Source organism: Ruminococcus sp. (assembly GCF_019423705.1).
Classification (GTDB): domain Bacteria; phylum Bacillota; class Clostridia; order Oscillospirales; family Ruminococcaceae; genus Hominimerdicola.
Window position 1 is genome coordinate 98,024 of the sequence record NZ_JAHZAX010000002.1, and the last position, 16,186, is coordinate 114,209.

Genomic DNA, 16,186 nt, shown 5'->3' on the forward strand with positions numbered 1-16,186 from the left:
AAAATTCCTTTCAGTTCGTTGTTAGAAAATAGCGTTGAGGATAGGATCCACCCAGAATGTGAGCTTGTCCATTACCCAGAACATTCCGCTTTGCAGCCAGCCGATAGGCCTATCAAGCACGCCTGTTACGACCAGTATCATAAAGCCGATAGCGATATAATTCTGGTACTGCGCCATAAAGCGGTCAACCTTGTTGCTGGTGAAATATGAGATTATCTTCTCGCCGTCCAGCGGTGGGATAGGGATAAGATTGAACACAGCAAGTCCAACGTTTATCGCCGTGAAATAGTAGAATATAAGTGACACATACCACATCGCTTCCGACATATGCACAATGGAAACAACATAGAACACCTTATAAAGGATAATGCCGATGAACGCCATAATAAGGTTAGATATCGGACCTGCCGCAGCGGTCAGCGCCATTCCCTTTCGGTATTGTTTGAAGCGGATAGGATTGACCTGAACAGGTTTGCCCCAGCCAAAGCCGACAAAGAATATCAGCAGCGCGCCGACAGGGTCAAGGTGTGCCAAAGGGTTCAGCGTAAGTCTGCCCTGATATCTTGGCGTCTCATCGCCCAGTTTTGTTGCCGCCCAAGCGTGAGCATATTCGTGTATAGGTATGCACATAAAAATTACGATGAGTTTTGCTCCGTAATCGAGAACTTTCTGCGGATCAAGCATAATGGCCTCCAAATAGATAAATACATAACAAAATCAAATTTTCACAAATTATAAGATTAATTATACACTATTTTCAATGAAATTTCAAGGCATTTAATGTTTATTTTTCTACGAAAAAGATAAATATATAGAATTTTTCGTAAAATTCAAAAAAAATTGCAAAAAACACTTGCAATTTGATTTCAAATCTGCTATAATATTAAATATTGTGAATAATAGTATTACATTTTGAAGGGTAAAGGAGGTGCAGCCTAATGGCAAAGTGTGAAATTTGCGGAAAAGGTGTTACTTTCGGAATTAAGGTATCCCACTCCCACAGAAGAACAAACAGAACTTGGAAGCCAAACGTAAAGAGAGTTAAAGCTGTTGTAAACGGCACTCCTTGTCACGTTTATGCTTGCTCAAGATGCCTGCGTTCAGGTAAGGTGGAAAGAGCGTAAGCTTAAGCTTAAATATTCCAAAAAATCGACTAGCTTGGCTAGTCTTTTTTTTATTCATTTTTATATGTTATAACACAAAAACGGAGCACAGATATTCTCTGCGCTCCGATATTTTTTGCTTATTTAAATTTACGCCGCAAGTCTGCCGTAAGGTCTCTTGCTCTTTGGCGGAGCAAATACCGACCTTTTTGCACTCTCTGACGAGCTGCCGTTGCCGTCCTCAGAACTGAAACCGTTGTTGGTCTTGTAGATCATATCATAATAAATTATCGCATTGGATATATTTATTCGCTCCTCTGCATAGCTTGAGTAGTTGGTGATATAATCCTCATCGACAACGCCGTCGTTCACTCGTGCCTCGCAGGCGCTTTGACAATATTGCTCATCGACTGTCGTCTTGAATAGGCCTTGATCGTCGTCCATATAAACGGGGTTAGGCGTGTCTTTATATACTTGGTTGCAGGACACCGCCGTCGCAACATTGCTGTAATCAGTCAAATCAAAATATGTATTCTTCTGGCTGTCGTAATAAACTGTATCTGTTACAAAATTGCCGTTCGGGAAGATAACAACATTCTCTTCATCGTCCGCAACAGAGAAAATATCGTGTCCCAAAGCATAAACATTCGAGAAGCCGAACATATTGCCAAGAGTTGGCTGAACGTCATACATTCCCATTATCTGCTTGACCTCTGTCGGCTCATAACCACCGTCCTTTGACCAAATGATGAACGGAACTTTTCTGTTAAGGTTGTAATAGAAATCGTCAACAGGGATATAGCCATCATCGTCCTCAGTCAGAACTGAGTCTGTGAATGGGTTATAGTTGAAGTATCTGTCGTACTCTTCTGCCTTGATCTTAGCGTCGTGGTCGCCATAAATTACAACGACTGTGTTGTCAAGAAGTCCAGCCTCGTCAAGCTCTGACATAAACTGTCCGATAGCTTCATCGGCATAGTGAACCGACTTGAAGTAGGAACCAAGCTTTGTGCCCTCAAGGAACGGCGCTGATATCTCTTCATACATTCCGTCCTCTTCGTTGTACTTCTTGTACTTGAAGTCAACTTCGTAATCGCTGACACGCTCGATATCAGTAAACGGCGTGTGGTTTGTAAGCATAAGGAATGCGCCGTACCACTTGTCGTGCTCTTTATTTATCGTCTCGATCTTTGGAACAGCCTGTCGGAAGAAAGATTTGTCGGCAAGTCCAAGACCGATAGTTTCATCAATGTTGAAGTCTGTATTATAATTGTAGAAATCATCATAACCCAAAGAATGATGAAGGTTTATTCTGTTCCAATATGAGCCGTTGTTGCCGTGCATACTGAATGTGTAATAGCCCTTTTCTTTGAGCATTTTCTGCGTTGTGGTGTAATCTCTGTCCCAATAGTTTATTGCAACAGTACCGCTTGAAGCCGGCATAAGTGATGAAGCAAAGGTAAATTCGCTGTCCGAACTTGTGCCAACGCTTTCCTGCGCATAGAAGTTTGAGAAGTAAAGACCCTCTCTTGCAAGCTTGTTCATATTCGGCGTAAGCTCTTCACCATTTATATAAGTATCCATACAGAACTGCTGGAAGCTCTCGGCGTGGATAACAATGACATTCTTGTCCTTGAAGATGTTTGTGTACTTGTTGCTCTTCTCAGTGGTGTCCTCAGTCTTTGACTTGTCGTCATAAAACTTGTTGAATACCTCTTGGCTCTCCTCATATCCGAACATCATATTTATCTTAGCGTGTGTGCAGGATATAACATCGCTGAACTGATATGTATAAAGTCCGAATGTTCCGAGGACGTATTCCCTGTTCCATTGCTTTGCAAGTCTTGAATAATCAGTACCCGTCAGCGTTGAGCAGAAAATGCCTGCCAGACCGATCGAAACGCAGAATGTTCCAAGGGCGTATCTGCGGCGCTTTCTCTTTTCCTTGACCTGCGTTACATAGTCTCTCGTTCTTCTCTTGAGAAGTATGTACACAACGATCACCGCTGGTATATCCCAAAGGAAGATCAAGTCCTTTGGCTCCATAATATTCTCTGTTACAGCGTCCATAACGCCGCCAAGCTGTGAGGCTGTAGATATCAGCGAAACTGAAATGAACGACTTATAGTTAGTATAGTATATCGAGTTCGCCGTGCAGAGTATCGAGAATATTATCGTCATTATGAGCAGATAAACAAACTGTTTTCTCGGTTTCTTGAAAACATATGATATGAGTGCCAGCAAAAGCACAACAGCAAAGTCCGCCATCAAAGGCTTTATCTGACTATAATTAAATTTGACTGTAAAAGCTCTCAAAAGAAAAGCATTAAGAACTGATGCAAATACAAATGTCAGAAACAGAATATTGTCTTTAAGATATCCGCTGAAACCGCTGCGGACCTTATTCAGCACCTTATTCATTTATATCTCCTTTTCTATGCCTTATTTTTGTCACAAAGAACATTGTATTATCTTTTCTGATAAAAGTCAAGTAAAATAAGTCTTTTTCAGAAATTTACACAAAACAAATCAAGCCATAACAGCATTTTAACGCACTTATGACCCAATCTGACTGACATACTATATTGTACTCTCATTGCGCCTTAATGTCAACAATTCGGCAGAAAATTTCAGTTAAATTTCACTTTTGTAAATAAGACGTAATCAATTTACTATAAAATGCCACTTCGTTTGTACAACTCTTTGAACGCAGGCTTTGAGTATTGATAAAAAATATGAAAATCCACGAACTTTGCTGTTAAAAGTGAAAATCAATTGAAATCGGGATAAAAATATAATATAATAAAAGTGTCAGAAGATGTGTTATACTGCACAAAGTACAGCATTTTTATTTATGCAGTATTTACAGACCAAAACCACGGAGGAACATAATGATAAAACTCATCGCAACAGATATGGACGGAACTCTCCTTGACGATAATAAACAGCTTCCCTGCAATTTTGACGACGTTGTCAGCAGACTTTTTGAGAAAAAGATAAAATTTGTCATTTCAAGCGGCAGAAGCTTCTGTACATTAAAAGAACAGTTTTCAAAATATCTCGCCGATATGACTTTCATCTGCGATAACGGCGCATATGTGGTAGATAAAGGCAACGTCCTTTCAGTATCAGTATTGCCGAAAGAAACGGTCAAAGAAGCCGTTAGATTTTGCGAAAGCCTTGGACTGACAGTTCTCCTCTGCGGCAGAAACGGCACTTGGCACAATTCAAGAAACGATGTTCAGCATAAAGAGATCGCTTCATACTATGTAAATCAGGTGCGAATGGACGACCTTACCCTTGTTGACGATGATATCTTCAAGATCGCCGTATTTGAAGAGGGCGGCATTGAAAATGACGGCTATGTTAAGCTTGAAGAGCGTTTCGGCGATGACTTCAACGTTCAGCTTTCGGGCGTTTACTGGACTGATATAATGAATAAGGGCGTAACAAAGGGCACGGCTCTTAAAACTATCGAGAACCGCATTGGTATCAGATATGAGGAAACAATGGCTTTCGGCGATTACCTCAACGATGTGGATATGCTCAACAATTCATATTACAGCTTTGCAATGTCAAACGCTCACGAATCTATCAAAAAGGTTGCCAACTTCACAACGGGTTCAAATAATGAAAACAGCGTTATGAAAGAGATTGAAAAGCACTGTCTGTCATAATTCTAACAAAATAAAATATCAAAGCGGTCTGATCGTTATGTCAGACCGCTTTTTTTGCGCTTTTTTACGCTTTTATAATCTCATCTTGAAATCATCATAGCCGAACTCTTTTATAAGTTCCAGCTTGCCGTCAAGCTTGTGAAGATAAATTGACGGCAAAGGCATACCATTGAAGGTGTTGTTTTTGCACATTGAATATATTGCCATATCGCAGAAAACGAGCCTGTCGCCCTCTTTCAAATGCTGGTCGAAGGAATAATCGCCGATTATATCCCCTGCAAGACAGGTCGCACCGCCAATGCGATAGGTATGCGCCTTTTCACCTGCTTCGCCCGAATCGATTATATTCGGGCGGTAAGGCATTTCGAGTACGTCGGGCATATGGCACGCCGCCGAAGCGTCAAGAATGGCGATATCCATTCCGTTTTTCATCGTGTCAAGCACCTCTGCAACAAGATAACCTGCGTTCAGCGCAACAGCTTCACCCGGTTCAAGATACACCTGCACGTCGTATTCGTTCTGTAAATAATTTACACATTCAACCAGCGCATCAAGGTCGTAATCGTCCTTTGTGATGTGGTGTCCGCCGCCGAGATTTATCCATTTCATCTTGTGAAGATACTTGCCGAACTTCTCTTCGATGTGTGGGATAGTCCTTTTCAGCACGTCTGCGCCCTGCTCACACATTGTGTGGAAATGCAGACCCTCAATTCCGTCGATAAGGCTGTCGTCAAAGCTGTCAAGGGTCGTGCCCAGCCGTGAATTTTTGAAGCAAGGATTGTAAATATCCGTCTCGATCTCGGAATATTCGGGATTGCACCTTATGCCGCAGGATATCTTTCGGCCGCTCTGCTCCACAGTGCCCTTGAATTTCTGCCATTGTTTAGGTGAATTAAAAACGATGTGGTCGCATATCTGCACAAGCTCTTTCATATCCGCTTCGGTATATGCAGGCGAATAGACGTGCACCTCGCCGTCAAACTCTTCCCTGCCAAGTTTAGCTTCATAAAGTCCGCTGGCTGTTGTGCCTTTCAAGTGCTGGGATATCATTGGATAGGCGCTGTACATTGAAAAAGCTTTCTGCGCAAGCAATATCTTGCAGCCTGTTTTCATCATCACCCAGTCAAGTATCGTCAGATTGTGGTAAAGTTCAGCCTCTTCCACAACGTAGCAAGGGGTCTTGACCTTTGAAATATCAAACATTACGCTCACCTACTATTTCCTGTAAGTTTCATCATTGACAAAATCAACGGTAACTTTCTTGTTGACCATTCTCACGTCCATAAGAGTGCTAACGATATTCTTTGCAAACTTTCTGCTCTCTTCGGGAACGTCGTCATAATCGTGAATGATTATCTCAACAGGTTCGTCAGTCGCCGACAAGGCGTCATAAAGCTTGTTCTCATCGTTTATACCGTCAGTTCCGCAGCCAAGGGCTCTACTGACATATGGGTAAAAAGTCTCTGCATTAACAATTTTTACATCGTCGATCATTAAAATCATTTATTCTTCTCCTACTATCTTTACTGCTGTTCCGTAAGCGATGACCTCTGCTGCACCTGCCGCAATGGCTGATGAAGCGTATCTGATATTCACAACGGCGTCAGCGTTCATCTGTTCAGCTTCCAGAACCATTCGCTTTGTGGCAAGCGCTCTTGCGTCGTTCATCATTTCAGTATATGCCGTAAGTTCGCCGCCGACAAGGTTCTTAAAGCCCTGCATAATATCCTTGCCAACGTTCTTTGTCTGAATGGTCGAACCCTTTACAAGCCCCAGCATTTCAAGCTTCTTGCCCGAAATATAATCAGTATTTACTAAGATCATCGTCCTCGCCCTTCTTTATTTCCTTTATTCTTTGTATAAGCACCGTGATCGCAACACCCGTGAGCAGCGCAGGCACTATAAGAGCGATAATTTTCGCAAGCATAGGCACGCCGTTCATATATGCAAATATCACGCCAATAGCGATATAATAAACGCAGATTATCGTCACGATAACGATAGGTGCTATCATCTTTTTAGTTTTGGTTTTCATTTTTCGTCACCTTGATTATTCAAAAACCAATTTCTTTTTGCCGTTTTTGTTTCTTGGATATTCTCTGATTCTTATAATGTTGGCAATATTTACAATGCTTTCGTATCTGTCGTCGCCCTGAGTTATCCTCACCCAGCCTTCGCCGATCTCTTCAAGGGTACATTCTATCGTCGAGGACAGCGAACCGCCCTGCTGCGGAAGTGTGTAAACAAGCACTTCCTTTCCGAGAAATCTTGCAAAAGCTTCTTCAATTTTCATCTTAGTTACCTCTCTTAGTCAACGAGTACAGGGTCGAAATTCTCTGTCCAAGGCAGACCCCATTTGTTGAGTGCGTCCATAAACGGATCCGGATCGAACTCTTCGATATTGTAAACGCCCGGCTTCTTCCACTTGCCTGTGAGTATCATCATTGCGCCGATCATTGCAGGCACACCTGTTGTGTAAGAAATAGCCTGTGAGCCAACTTCCTTATAACATTCCTGATGATCGCAAACGTTGTAAACATAGTAAGTCTTGTCCTTGCCGTCCTTTTTGCCTTGGAATATACAGCCAATATTTGTCTTGCCCTTTGTTCTCGGACCGAGTGAAGCAGGGTCTGGGAGAACAGCCTTGAGGAACTGGAGCGGAACGATCTTCTTGCCCTCAAAGTCAATAGGCTCGATAGAAGTCATACCAACATTTTCAAGGCACTTGAGGTGTGTAAGATAGCTCTGACCGAATGTCATAAAGAAACGTATTCTCTTGATACCCTTGATGTTAAGCGCAAGAGATTCAAGCTCTTCGTGGTGAAGCAGGTACATATCCTTTTCGCCCACTTGGTCGAAATTGTAAACTCTCTTGATCTCCATTGGCTCGGTCTCGACCCACTTGCCGTCTTGGATATACGAACCCTTTGCGGAAACTTCACGAATGTTGATCTCTGGGTTGAAGTTTGTAGCGAATGGATAGCCGTGATCGCCGCCATTGCAGTCGAGAATGTCGATATAGTTTATCTCATCAAAATAATGCTTCTGAGCATATGCGCAAAAAACGCCTGTTACGCCCGGGTCAAATCCCGAACCAAGCAGAGCCGTTATGCCTGCCTTTTCAAATCTCTCACGATAAGCCCATTGCCACTTGTATTCAAACTTTGCCGTGTCCTCAGGCTCGTAATTTGCTGTGTCAACATAATCTACTTTACACTCAAGACAAGCGTCCATAATGTGTAAGTCCTGATAAGGCAGCGCAACATTGATACAGATATCGGGCTTATATTCCTTCATCAGCGCAACGAGTTCAGTCACGTTGTCAGCGTCCACCTGTGCAGTCGTGATGTTGGTCTTAGTCTTGTCCTGAAGCTCCTCCTTGAACTTATCGCACTTTGACTTTGTTCTGCTGGCGATACAGATATCTGTAAAAACTTCGCTATTCTGACAGCATTTGTGTATAACAACACCTGCAACTCCGCCAGCTCCTATAATCAATGCTCTTGACATTTTCGATCATTCCTTTCTGAAATTAAGTTTGAAATTTTTTATCAATAACAATCCCAATTATAAATTACGTCATTAAAATCAAGCTCTTTGAGCTTTTGTTTGTTTATGAAAAATCCACATACGCCCGAATCGCCCCACATAAGCTTGTCGTTACCCGAACCATAATCGCTGTCAAGCTGTAAAAGCAGGAAGTCGTGGTCGTCGCCTTCATCACGGGGGTCATACTGAGTAAATGCAGGATAACCGCCTATTTTGTGGCCAAATGCGTCCTCGCCAAACTGTTCATAATCCTTTACTTCCTCGCTGAGGTCTATATCAAGATCTGTGGTAGAATTTATGGCCTTTTGCGGCTTGGCTGAGTTATAACCCTCGCAGAAAAGCTTCTCAAACTGCACATCATAGCCACTCATAACGTCGGCGCTCTGTTTAAGCTTCAAGGCAAATTCGCCCAGAACAGGCATACTTCCATCATCGTCAAATTCATTTTTCTCGAACTTAGCCTTGACTTCTTCCTCTGTGACGGTCTTGTCGATATCCTTATGATAAACTATTCTGAACGTATCTTGTCAGGTATTGTCATCAAACGACATTCCGTAAACATCATCGTTGAGTATCCAAAACTGCAAAAGTCCGCTTTCAGGAAACTCATCAAGTTTGACCTGCGAGCAGTCTATCTGCGCCAACAGCCTTAACTGTCTTCCCTTTTTGTCCTCGGGAATTGTGCCATCGTGTGGGATATAACCCATTCCACCGACTTTGCTTTCAAATATCGTCGGCTTATCCTCGGTAAGTTCAAGCCTTGTGCAGTATGTCATAGTCTTATTCTCGACAACCTTCATAGCTTGACGGGCGCATTTTAGCTGTGCATTGCGCTCAGAATTATCGTCAGCTTTATCATTCTTTTTCAATTTATCAAACAGCCCCATAATCAGCCCCATAATTCTCCCCTTTTTATTTATAAAAGTATAGAAGTATCTCTCTTAAAAGCTTGCAGGCAAGCGCCGTTGAACGTCCCGTCTGATCGTAAACAGGCGAAAGTTCGTTGACGTCAAAGCCAACTATATTCAGCTTTGATACATCTTCGATAGCGTACATAAGCTCCTTGAACGTTACTCCGCCAGCCTCTGGAGTTCCTGTTCCCGGGAACTCTGATGGGTCAAGCACGTCAAGGTCGAGCGTAAAGTAAACAGGCTTGTCAGCTAATTTCTTGACTGTGTTGTCAAGTCTGAAAAAGCCGAACTTCTCCATAAAGGTGTGCTCTTTCGCAAACTGAAATTCCTCACGCTCGCCGCTTCTTATGCCGAACTGATATATCTTTCCGTCGCCCACGATATCCCAACATCTGTGAAGCACGCAGGCGTGAGACTCTTTAACGCCGAGATAATCGTCACGAAGATCGGCGTGTGCGTCAAAGTGAACGATATGCAGGTCAGGATATTTTTCCGCAACAGCTCTCACCGCACCAAGAGTAACGAGGTGTTCGCCGCCTATCATACAAGGCACTTTGCCATCGTCAAGTATTTCTGCTGTACGGCTTTGGATATCTCTCAAAGCGCCGTCAGGGTTGCCAAAAGGCAGCTCAAGATCGCCGCTGTCGAAAACTTTAACGTCAAGCAGGTCTTTATCCTGATATGGCGAATAGGTCTCAATGCCAAAGCTCTCGTTTCTCATCGCTGAGCTTGCAAATCTTGTGCCCGGTCTGAATGATGTGGTGCTGTCATATGGTGCGCCGAAAAGTACTATTTTGGCTTCATCATATTCGCAGTCGCAGCCTATAAAAGTATGAACATTCTTTTCCATTCCTATGCTCCTTAATCGCAGTCCTCAAGGACGTCAAGCACATAATTCGGCAGCGCAAAACAGCCCTTGTGAAGCTCCGTATTATAATATCTTGTCTTAATGCCGAATTTTTTCCATTCGTCAGCCTTGAGGTCATAAACAGGGTGAAGATTTTTCGAGGCAAATCCAAAGAGCCAATGTCCCGACGGATAGGTCGGAATGTGGGTCTGATAGACCATTGAAACAGGAAATGCGCTTCCAATGCGTCTATGTGTGCGCTTGACCATATCCACATAGGAATCGTAATAGGTGCTTTCGTGCTGGTTTATGAGTATTCCGCAATCGGTCAGCGCTTTTGAACAGTTGCCATAAAATTCCTTTGTGAAAAGACCCTCACCCGGTCCGAACGGGTCGGTGGAATCGACTATAATAAGATCGTACTCGTTCTCTTTTCGTCTGACGAATTTCAAGCCGTCCTCGATATAAAGGTCAAGCCTTGGGTCGTCAAATGAGCAAGCTGTCTGGGGCAAAAACTCTTTGCAGACCTCCACCACTTGCTTATCTATCTCCACCATATCTATCTTTTCAATGGTGTCATATCGGCACAGCTCACGGATAGTTCCGCCGTCTCCTGCGCCGATAACAAGGACTTTCTTGATGTTCGGATTGACCGCCATTGGCACAGCCGTGACCATTTCGTGGTAGATAAATTCGTCCTTTTCCGTCAGCATTATAAAGCCGTCAAGCACCAGCACTCTGCCAAATTCATAGGTATCAAAAACATCTATCTGCTGGTAATAGCTCTTGGCGGAATAAAGCTGCTTTTTAACTCTGATAGTAAAATTAACATCATCGGTATGTTTTTCAGTAAACCAAAGATCCATAAAATTGCTCCTCTCTATGAGTTTACCACAACATTGATATTGTTTATCTCAAGGTCTTCCGTACCCGTGAGGAAACAGCCCTTTTCTTTGCAGTATGCGATATAGCTCAAAATATCGGCTGTTATCTTCTCGCCCGGTGCAAGTATCGGTATTCCCGGCGGATAGCACATCACGAACTCTCCGCATATCATACCCTCGCTCTGCTCGATCGGCACGGACTTTTTATCGCTGTAAAAGGCTTTCTGCGGCGGTATCTCGACGATCGGGTTGATATATTCGTGGTCGAACATTCCCGAAGGGTCTTTTGAATAAAGCCGCTTTATCTCTGAAAGTGCTGAGATAAACCGCTCTATCTCAAGCTCTCTGTCGCCAGCTGAGACGATAGCAAGTATATTGCCGATATCGCCGAACTCTATCTGAATGTCATAATCGTCACGAAGGATATCGTATACCTCAACTCCTGCAAGACCCATTGCTCTGGTATGTACTGAAAGCTTTGTGCTGTCGAAAGCATAGATATCATCGCCGTTTTCAAGCTCTCGTCCAAAGGCGTAATAGCCGCCTATCTTGTTTATCTCTTCCCTTGCGTAATCTGCATAGTCAACAGCTTTTTTGAAAAGCTCTTTGCCGTTTAGAGCGAGATTTTTTCTTGCAAGGTCAAGGGACACCATAAGCAGATATGAGCCGCTTGTGGTCTGGGTGAGGTTGATTATCTGCCGCACATAGCCCTCTGAAACGCTGTCACCGCACAGCAAAAGTGACGACTGCGTCAAGCTGCCGCCTGTTTTATGTATTGAAACCGCTGCCATATCAGCGCCAGCCGCCATTGCAGAGCAAGGCAAGTTATCGCCGAAATAGAGGTGTGTTCCGTGTGCTTCATCAGCCAGCGCCAACATTCCGTGGTCGTGGGCAAGCTTTACTATCTTTTTGATATCTGAGCAAATGCCATAATATGTAGGATTATTGACAAGGACTGCCTTAGCGTCGGGGTTGTCCATGATAGCCTTTTCAACGTCTGCAACGGACATTCCGAGAGGTATTCCAAGCTCTTTATTCGTGCCCGGATTAACGTAAACAGGGATAGCGCCGCATACAACAAGGGCATTGATAGCGCTTCTGTGGACGTTTCTAGGCATAATTATCTTGTCTCCAGCCTTGCAGGAGGCGAATATCATAGTTTGAACTGCGGCAGTTGTGCCGTTTACAATGAAAAAAGCGTGTTTAGCCCCGAAAGCCTGTGCTGCAAGCATTTCAGCGTCCTTAATGACAGATACGGGGTGACAGAGGTTATCAAGGGGCTTCATAGAATTGACGTCGCATTTAAGGCACTCTGCGCCGAGAAAATCTCTCAGCTCTTTATTCATTCTGCCGCCCTTGTGACCAGGCACGTCAAGGCGGACAACTCTGTTTCCCATATGCTTTTTCAGAGCTTCATAAATTGGGGCATTATTCTGAGTTAAATTCAATTATATCACGACCTTATCAGTAAATATTCATACCGCTGTAAATCTCTATCATTTCTCGTCGCAGGCGGTCGGAGATATCAAGGCGCTGCTTTGGAGTAAGCTCATAGACGTCCTGCTTGAAGAGGTAATTTTGCAGGTCTATCTCCTTGATAAGCAGCTTAGTATGGAATATATTGGACTGATAAACATTGACGTCGATAGCGTCATATTTTTTCATAGTATTCTGATCTATATAATCCTGAATGGACGTGATCTTATGGTCGATAAAGAACTTTTTGCCAAGAACATCACGGGTAAAGCCTCTAACACGGTAGTCGATAGTGATAATATCTGAATCGAAGCTGCCGATAAGGTAATTAAGAGCATTAAGCGGCGAAATAGTTCCGCAAGTGGAGACGTCGATATCCACACGGAAGGTCGATATCGCATTATCGGGGTGATATTCTGGGAAAGTGTGAACGGTAACGTGGCTTTTATCGAGGTGAGCGTGTACCGTTTCGTGCTGGAGCTCACTAATTCTACCCTGATTACAGGAAGGGTCGATAGAGTCCTCGTCGAGGGCTTTTTCGGCGATGAGCACGTTCACAGACGCACCCTGCGGCTCATAGTCCTGTTTTGAGATATTGAGTATCCTTGCGCCTATCATTTCAGTAACGTCGCAAAGAATTTTTGTCAATCTTTCGGAATTATACTGCTCGTCGATATAAGCGATATACTCCTTCTGCTCTCTCTCTGTTTTAGCGTAACAGACATCATAAATGTTAAAACTCAGGGTCTTGGTCAAATTATTAAAACCATACAACGAAAGCTTCTGCTCCAACCCTAACATCACCAGTCCTTTCGGAAAAAATTTAGCAATACAAGACTAAAATTTAGACTTACCCCTATTATAACATATTTCTTTTAAAAAGTATATACCTTTACAAACTTTTTATTTTTTAATTCGCATAGGGCTGGACTGCGGGTATGTCAATGTTTCTGAACCTGTCAATCGTAGGGGCGAACAGCGTTCGCCATTTGGATTAACGTCTTTATTTAGGTGAATGTCAATATGTAGGGAACGGCGAAATTTATCTGCTCACCGTTACTCGCATATAAATTGACGTCCCGTGACCGAAGCGGCGCATTATCCCACATATCAATGAAAAAGACGAGCGGCATTGTATGATTTACATTTAGGTGAACAGCAACGTATTTGTGCAGACCAATTGGCAAGGAAAACACATAGTTGACATTCTTGAACGTTCAGAATAATCAAGACAATCGTGCTTCGATGGGACGTCGAGGACGCCGTCCCCTACATTTAGAATGTTTCATATTTTTATTGTGAACAACGTGTACAATGGATTTTGGTGTGTTGTACTCTCCGAAAACGGCTTGATTAGGACGTTTGCAGTATCAATTTTTCTTATAACAACAAACAACTTCTCTATATACTATATATTATTTATTACTCTATTAAGAGATGGTTGTTATAATGTACACAATAGTAATAAAACAGCGTATCTAGGCGGTTTGAGGCGTGTACAACAGCGGCGGTTTATGTTGTACATTGTTGTTCCCCATGAACACTCAGGGTTTATTATACCCCTCTATATATAGCGCAAAACGGCCTAAAAGTTGCAGTAAAAATGCAACAATTGCAGAATTATTATCAAATTAAATCAAAAATCATTTGTTTGCACAAATCGGACACGGCATAATTGTGCAGTATCTACAACAAATTATCTACCGAGCTGTTTGACATAACTACGGAGATGGTGTATAATTATAGTGATTGTGTTAATATGATTTAGGAGAATTTCAATGTTACTTAATGTAGAACACCTTTATAAATACTTTAACGGACAGGCTTTGCTCAAGGATATCAACTTCACTATCGAAGACCGTGAGGCTGTGGGACTTATCGGCGTTAATGGCTGCGGAAAGTCCACCCTGCTTAGGATAATCACAGGCGAGGAGGGTTTTGACAAGACTTCTGACGGGCTGGGTTCGGTGAATATCGCCGGCAAGGCTTCTATCGGCTTTTTGAAGCAGAACAGCGGTCTTAATTCTGAGCTGACCATTGGCGAGGAGATGAAAAACGCTTTCGCTCCCCTCACGAAAACTCTCGAGCGTATGAAAAAGCTTGAAAAAGAAATGGCTGCTTCTGATAATGAGGATATCGAGGAGATAAGCCACGAATACGCCGAGCTTTCGTCCTATTTTGAAGCCCGTGACGGTTACAGGATAGACGTGAAGATAAAGCAGGTGCTCAATGGTATGGGCTTTGGCAACACCCCAGCAGACCGTGTTATATCCACCCTTTCAGGCGGCGAAAAGACACGCCTTGCCCTTGCGAAGCTGCTGCTTGAAGAGCCAAATCTGCTGATACTTGACGAGCCGACAAACCACCTTGATTTCGAGACACTTATGTGGCTGGAAGATTATCTCAAGGGTTACAAGGGCGCAATACTTATCGTTTCCCACGACAGATACTTTCTTAACAAGGTCTGCACGAGGATCTGCGAGATAGAGCAAGGCAGGCTGACTTCGTATCGTGGCGATTATTCGGCTTATCTTGTGCAGAAAAAGATGAATTCTGAGCGCCAATTAAAGGAATACGAGGCTCAGCAGAAAGAGATCGCCAAGCTGGAAGATTACGTCGCAAAGAACCTTGTGAGGGCTTCGACCTCCAAAATGGCGAAATCAAGGCAGCATATGCTCGACCGCATTGAGCGTATCGACAAGCCCCTTATATTTACAAAACCGCCTAAGATAAAGCTTGAATATGATATCGAGCCGACGAAAGAGATCGTCAAAGTGGTGGACTGTCCGCTGGTAGTTGGCGAGGGTGCTGACAAGAAAGAGCTTATCAAGTCGCTGAATATGTCTGTTAGACGTGGCGAGCACGCTGCTATCATTGGCGCAAACGGCATTGGCAAGACTTCAATTCTCAAGCTTATCCAAGGTATGATACCCCACGAAGGCGGCAATATAAGCTGGGGCGGAAATGTGAAAATATCCTATTTTGAGCAGGAACACGCAATTCTCAACCCACACAACACGGTCATTGATGAGATTATGAACCGCTATCCAAGGCTTTCAGAACAGCAGGCTCGAAGCGCTTTGGGTGCAGTTTTGCTCACGGGAGAGAATGTTTTCAAGCCAATATCTGTAATAAGCGGTGGCGAGCGTGCCAAGCTTTGCTTTGCAATAATGGCGCTAAATCGTGGCAACGTGCTGATACTTGACGAGCCGACGAACCACCTTGACCTTAACACAAAGGAAGTCCTTGAGGACGCTTTGGCGGAATTTGGCGGCACGATAATTCTTGTATCTCACGACAGATATTTGCTCAATAAGGTTGCGAACAGGATAATCGAGGTCAAGCACGATGAGGTCAATTGCTATGAGGGCAACTTTGACGCATATAGCGAAGCGGTCAATACAGCGGCGCAAGCAAAGGCTGAGCAGGAAGCGGCGGTCAAGCAGGCGCAGGAGCATCAAGCCTATCGTGAGAACAAGCAGAAGCAATATCGCAGCAAGGAACAGCGTGCGGCGGACGCCAAAAAGCGCAACCGCATTAAGGAGCTTGAGAAAGAGATCGAGGACACGGAAGTGCTTATTTTCGACCTTGAAAATGCCATTTCAGACCCAGAGATAGCTTCTGATTACAGCAAGATGAGCGAAAAATGTAATGAGCTTGAGCAGGCAAAGACGGCGCTTGACGAGAAAATGGACGAATGGGCTACCCTATCCGACGAGCTGGGCTAAAATCAAAGAAC

The 16,186-nt window shown here is 43.5% G+C and carries 15 protein-coding genes and 1 pseudogene; 3 read left to right on the forward strand and 13 right to left on the reverse strand.

The window, feature by feature from the left end:
* Positions 1-21: 21 nt before the first annotated feature.
* Positions 22-684, reverse strand: coding sequence for a site-2 protease family protein (locus QZ371_RS02060; protein WP_295208379.1), 663 nt, complete (start codon positions 682-684; stop codon positions 22-24).
* Between the two features lie 254 nt (positions 685-938).
* On the opposite strand from QZ371_RS02060, the gene rpmB reads away from it, so the two are divergent.
* Positions 939-1,124, forward strand: a complete 186-nt coding sequence (gene rpmB / locus QZ371_RS02065; RefSeq protein WP_295208386.1) for a 50S ribosomal protein L28 — start codon at positions 939-941, stop codon at positions 1,122-1,124.
* Between the two features lie 129 nt (positions 1,125-1,253).
* Here the strand turns inward: rpmB and QZ371_RS02070 are convergent, their stop codons facing one another.
* Positions 1,254-3,524 carry an LTA synthase family protein gene (locus QZ371_RS02070; RefSeq protein ID WP_295208389.1) on the reverse strand — a complete coding sequence of 757 codons (2,271 nt, stop codon included), beginning with the start codon at positions 3,522-3,524 and terminating at the stop codon, positions 1,254-1,256.
* Between the two features lie 470 nt (positions 3,525-3,994).
* Between QZ371_RS02070 and QZ371_RS02075 the strand changes: the two genes are divergently transcribed.
* Positions 3,995-4,780, forward strand: a complete 786-nt coding sequence (locus tag QZ371_RS02075; RefSeq protein ID WP_295208392.1) for an HAD family hydrolase — start codon at positions 3,995-3,997, stop codon at positions 4,778-4,780.
* A 72-nt stretch (positions 4,781-4,852) separates the two neighbouring features.
* Here the strand turns inward: QZ371_RS02075 and nspC are convergent, their stop codons facing one another.
* From nspC to speD, 11 genes and pseudogenes are all read right to left on the reverse strand, one after another.
* Positions 4,853-5,983 carry a carboxynorspermidine decarboxylase gene (gene nspC / locus QZ371_RS02080; protein ID WP_295208395.1) on the reverse strand — a complete coding sequence of 377 codons (1,131 nt, stop codon included), beginning with the start codon at positions 5,981-5,983 and terminating at the stop codon, positions 4,853-4,855.
* Between the two features lie 12 nt (positions 5,984-5,995).
* Positions 5,996-6,283: a hypothetical protein gene (locus QZ371_RS02085; protein ID WP_295208397.1), complete on the reverse strand. Its 288-nt coding sequence runs from the start codon at positions 6,281-6,283 to the stop codon at positions 5,996-5,998.
* On the reverse strand, positions 6,284-6,604 hold the full coding sequence (locus tag QZ371_RS02090) for a YbjQ family protein (protein WP_295208400.1): 321 nt from the start codon (positions 6,602-6,604) through the stop codon (positions 6,284-6,286). It abuts the gene before it with no gap.
* Positions 6,585-6,815: a hypothetical protein gene (locus QZ371_RS02095; protein ID WP_295208403.1), complete on the reverse strand. Its 231-nt coding sequence runs from the start codon at positions 6,813-6,815 to the stop codon at positions 6,585-6,587. The genes QZ371_RS02090 and QZ371_RS02095 overlap by 20 nt, the downstream gene beginning before the upstream one ends.
* A gap of 15 nt (positions 6,816-6,830) precedes the next feature.
* Positions 6,831-7,073 (reverse strand): hypothetical protein, encoded by a 243-nt coding sequence (locus tag QZ371_RS02100; RefSeq protein WP_295208406.1) that lies wholly within the window; start codon positions 7,071-7,073, stop codon positions 6,831-6,833.
* Positions 7,074-7,087: 14 nt separating this feature from the next.
* Positions 7,088-8,290: a saccharopine dehydrogenase family protein gene (locus tag QZ371_RS02105; protein WP_295208409.1), complete on the reverse strand. Its 1,203-nt coding sequence runs from the start codon at positions 8,288-8,290 to the stop codon at positions 7,088-7,090.
* A 41-nt stretch (positions 8,291-8,331) separates the two neighbouring features.
* A pseudogene (locus tag QZ371_RS02110) lies at positions 8,332-9,228 on the reverse strand (DUF1963 domain-containing protein).
* Between the two features lie 13 nt (positions 9,229-9,241).
* Positions 9,242-10,090, reverse strand: a complete 849-nt coding sequence (speB, locus tag QZ371_RS02115) for an agmatinase (RefSeq protein WP_295208412.1) — start codon at positions 10,088-10,090, stop codon at positions 9,242-9,244.
* Between the two features lie 11 nt (positions 10,091-10,101).
* On the reverse strand, positions 10,102-10,953 hold the full coding sequence (gene speE / locus QZ371_RS02120) for a polyamine aminopropyltransferase (RefSeq protein ID WP_295208415.1): 852 nt from the start codon (positions 10,951-10,953) through the stop codon (positions 10,102-10,104).
* Positions 10,954-10,967: 14 nt separating this feature from the next.
* Positions 10,968-12,419: an aminotransferase class I/II-fold pyridoxal phosphate-dependent enzyme gene (locus QZ371_RS02125; RefSeq protein WP_295208418.1), complete on the reverse strand. Its 1,452-nt coding sequence runs from the start codon at positions 12,417-12,419 to the stop codon at positions 10,968-10,970.
* A 16-nt stretch (positions 12,420-12,435) separates the two neighbouring features.
* The gene (speD, locus tag QZ371_RS02130; protein ID WP_295208422.1) at positions 12,436-13,251 is read right to left on the reverse strand and encodes an adenosylmethionine decarboxylase; all 816 of its coding nucleotides are present in this window, start codon (positions 13,249-13,251) and stop codon (positions 12,436-12,438) included.
* A 974-nt stretch (positions 13,252-14,225) separates the two neighbouring features.
* Here speD and QZ371_RS02135 point away from each other — a divergent pair.
* On the forward strand, positions 14,226-16,175 hold the full coding sequence (locus QZ371_RS02135) for an ABC-F family ATP-binding cassette domain-containing protein (protein WP_295208425.1): 1,950 nt from the start codon (positions 14,226-14,228) through the stop codon (positions 16,173-16,175).
* The last annotated feature ends 11 nt before the right edge of the window (positions 16,176-16,186 follow it).

Bases quoted from the DNA above. Each gene is read 5' to 3' on its own strand.
- QZ371_RS02060 (WP_295208379.1), bottom strand. From the start codon at position 684: ATGCTTGATCCGCAGAAAGTTCTCGATTACGGAGCAAAACTCATCGTA.
- rpmB (WP_295208386.1), top strand. From the start codon at position 939: ATGGCAAAGTGTGAAATTTGCGGAAAAGGTGTTACTTTCGGAATTAAG.
- QZ371_RS02070 (WP_295208389.1), bottom strand. From the start codon at position 3,524: ATGAATAAGGTGCTGAATAAGGTCCGCAGCGGTTTCAGCGGATATCTT.
- QZ371_RS02075 (WP_295208392.1), top strand. From the start codon at position 3,995: ATGATAAAACTCATCGCAACAGATATGGACGGAACTCTCCTTGACGAT.
- nspC (WP_295208395.1), bottom strand. From the start codon at position 5,983: ATGTTTGATATTTCAAAGGTCAAGACCCCTTGCTACGTTGTGGAAGAG.
- QZ371_RS02085 (WP_295208397.1), bottom strand. From the start codon at position 6,283: ATGATTTTAATGATCGACGATGTAAAAATTGTTAATGCAGAGACTTTT.
- QZ371_RS02090 (WP_295208400.1), bottom strand. From the start codon at position 6,604: ATGATCTTAGTAAATACTGATTATATTTCGGGCAAGAAGCTTGAAATG.
- QZ371_RS02095 (WP_295208403.1), bottom strand. From the start codon at position 6,815: ATGAAAACCAAAACTAAAAAGATGATAGCACCTATCGTTATCGTGACG.
- QZ371_RS02100 (WP_295208406.1), bottom strand. From the start codon at position 7,073: ATGAAAATTGAAGAAGCTTTTGCAAGATTTCTCGGAAAGGAAGTGCTT.
- QZ371_RS02105 (WP_295208409.1), bottom strand. From the start codon at position 8,290: ATGTCAAGAGCATTGATTATAGGAGCTGGCGGAGTTGCAGGTGTTGTT.
- speB (WP_295208412.1), bottom strand. From the start codon at position 10,090: ATGGAAAAGAATGTTCATACTTTTATAGGCTGCGACTGCGAATATGAT.
- speE (WP_295208415.1), bottom strand. From the start codon at position 10,953: ATGGATCTTTGGTTTACTGAAAAACATACCGATGATGTTAATTTTACT.
- QZ371_RS02135 (WP_295208425.1), top strand. From the start codon at position 14,226: ATGTTACTTAATGTAGAACACCTTTATAAATACTTTAACGGACAGGCT.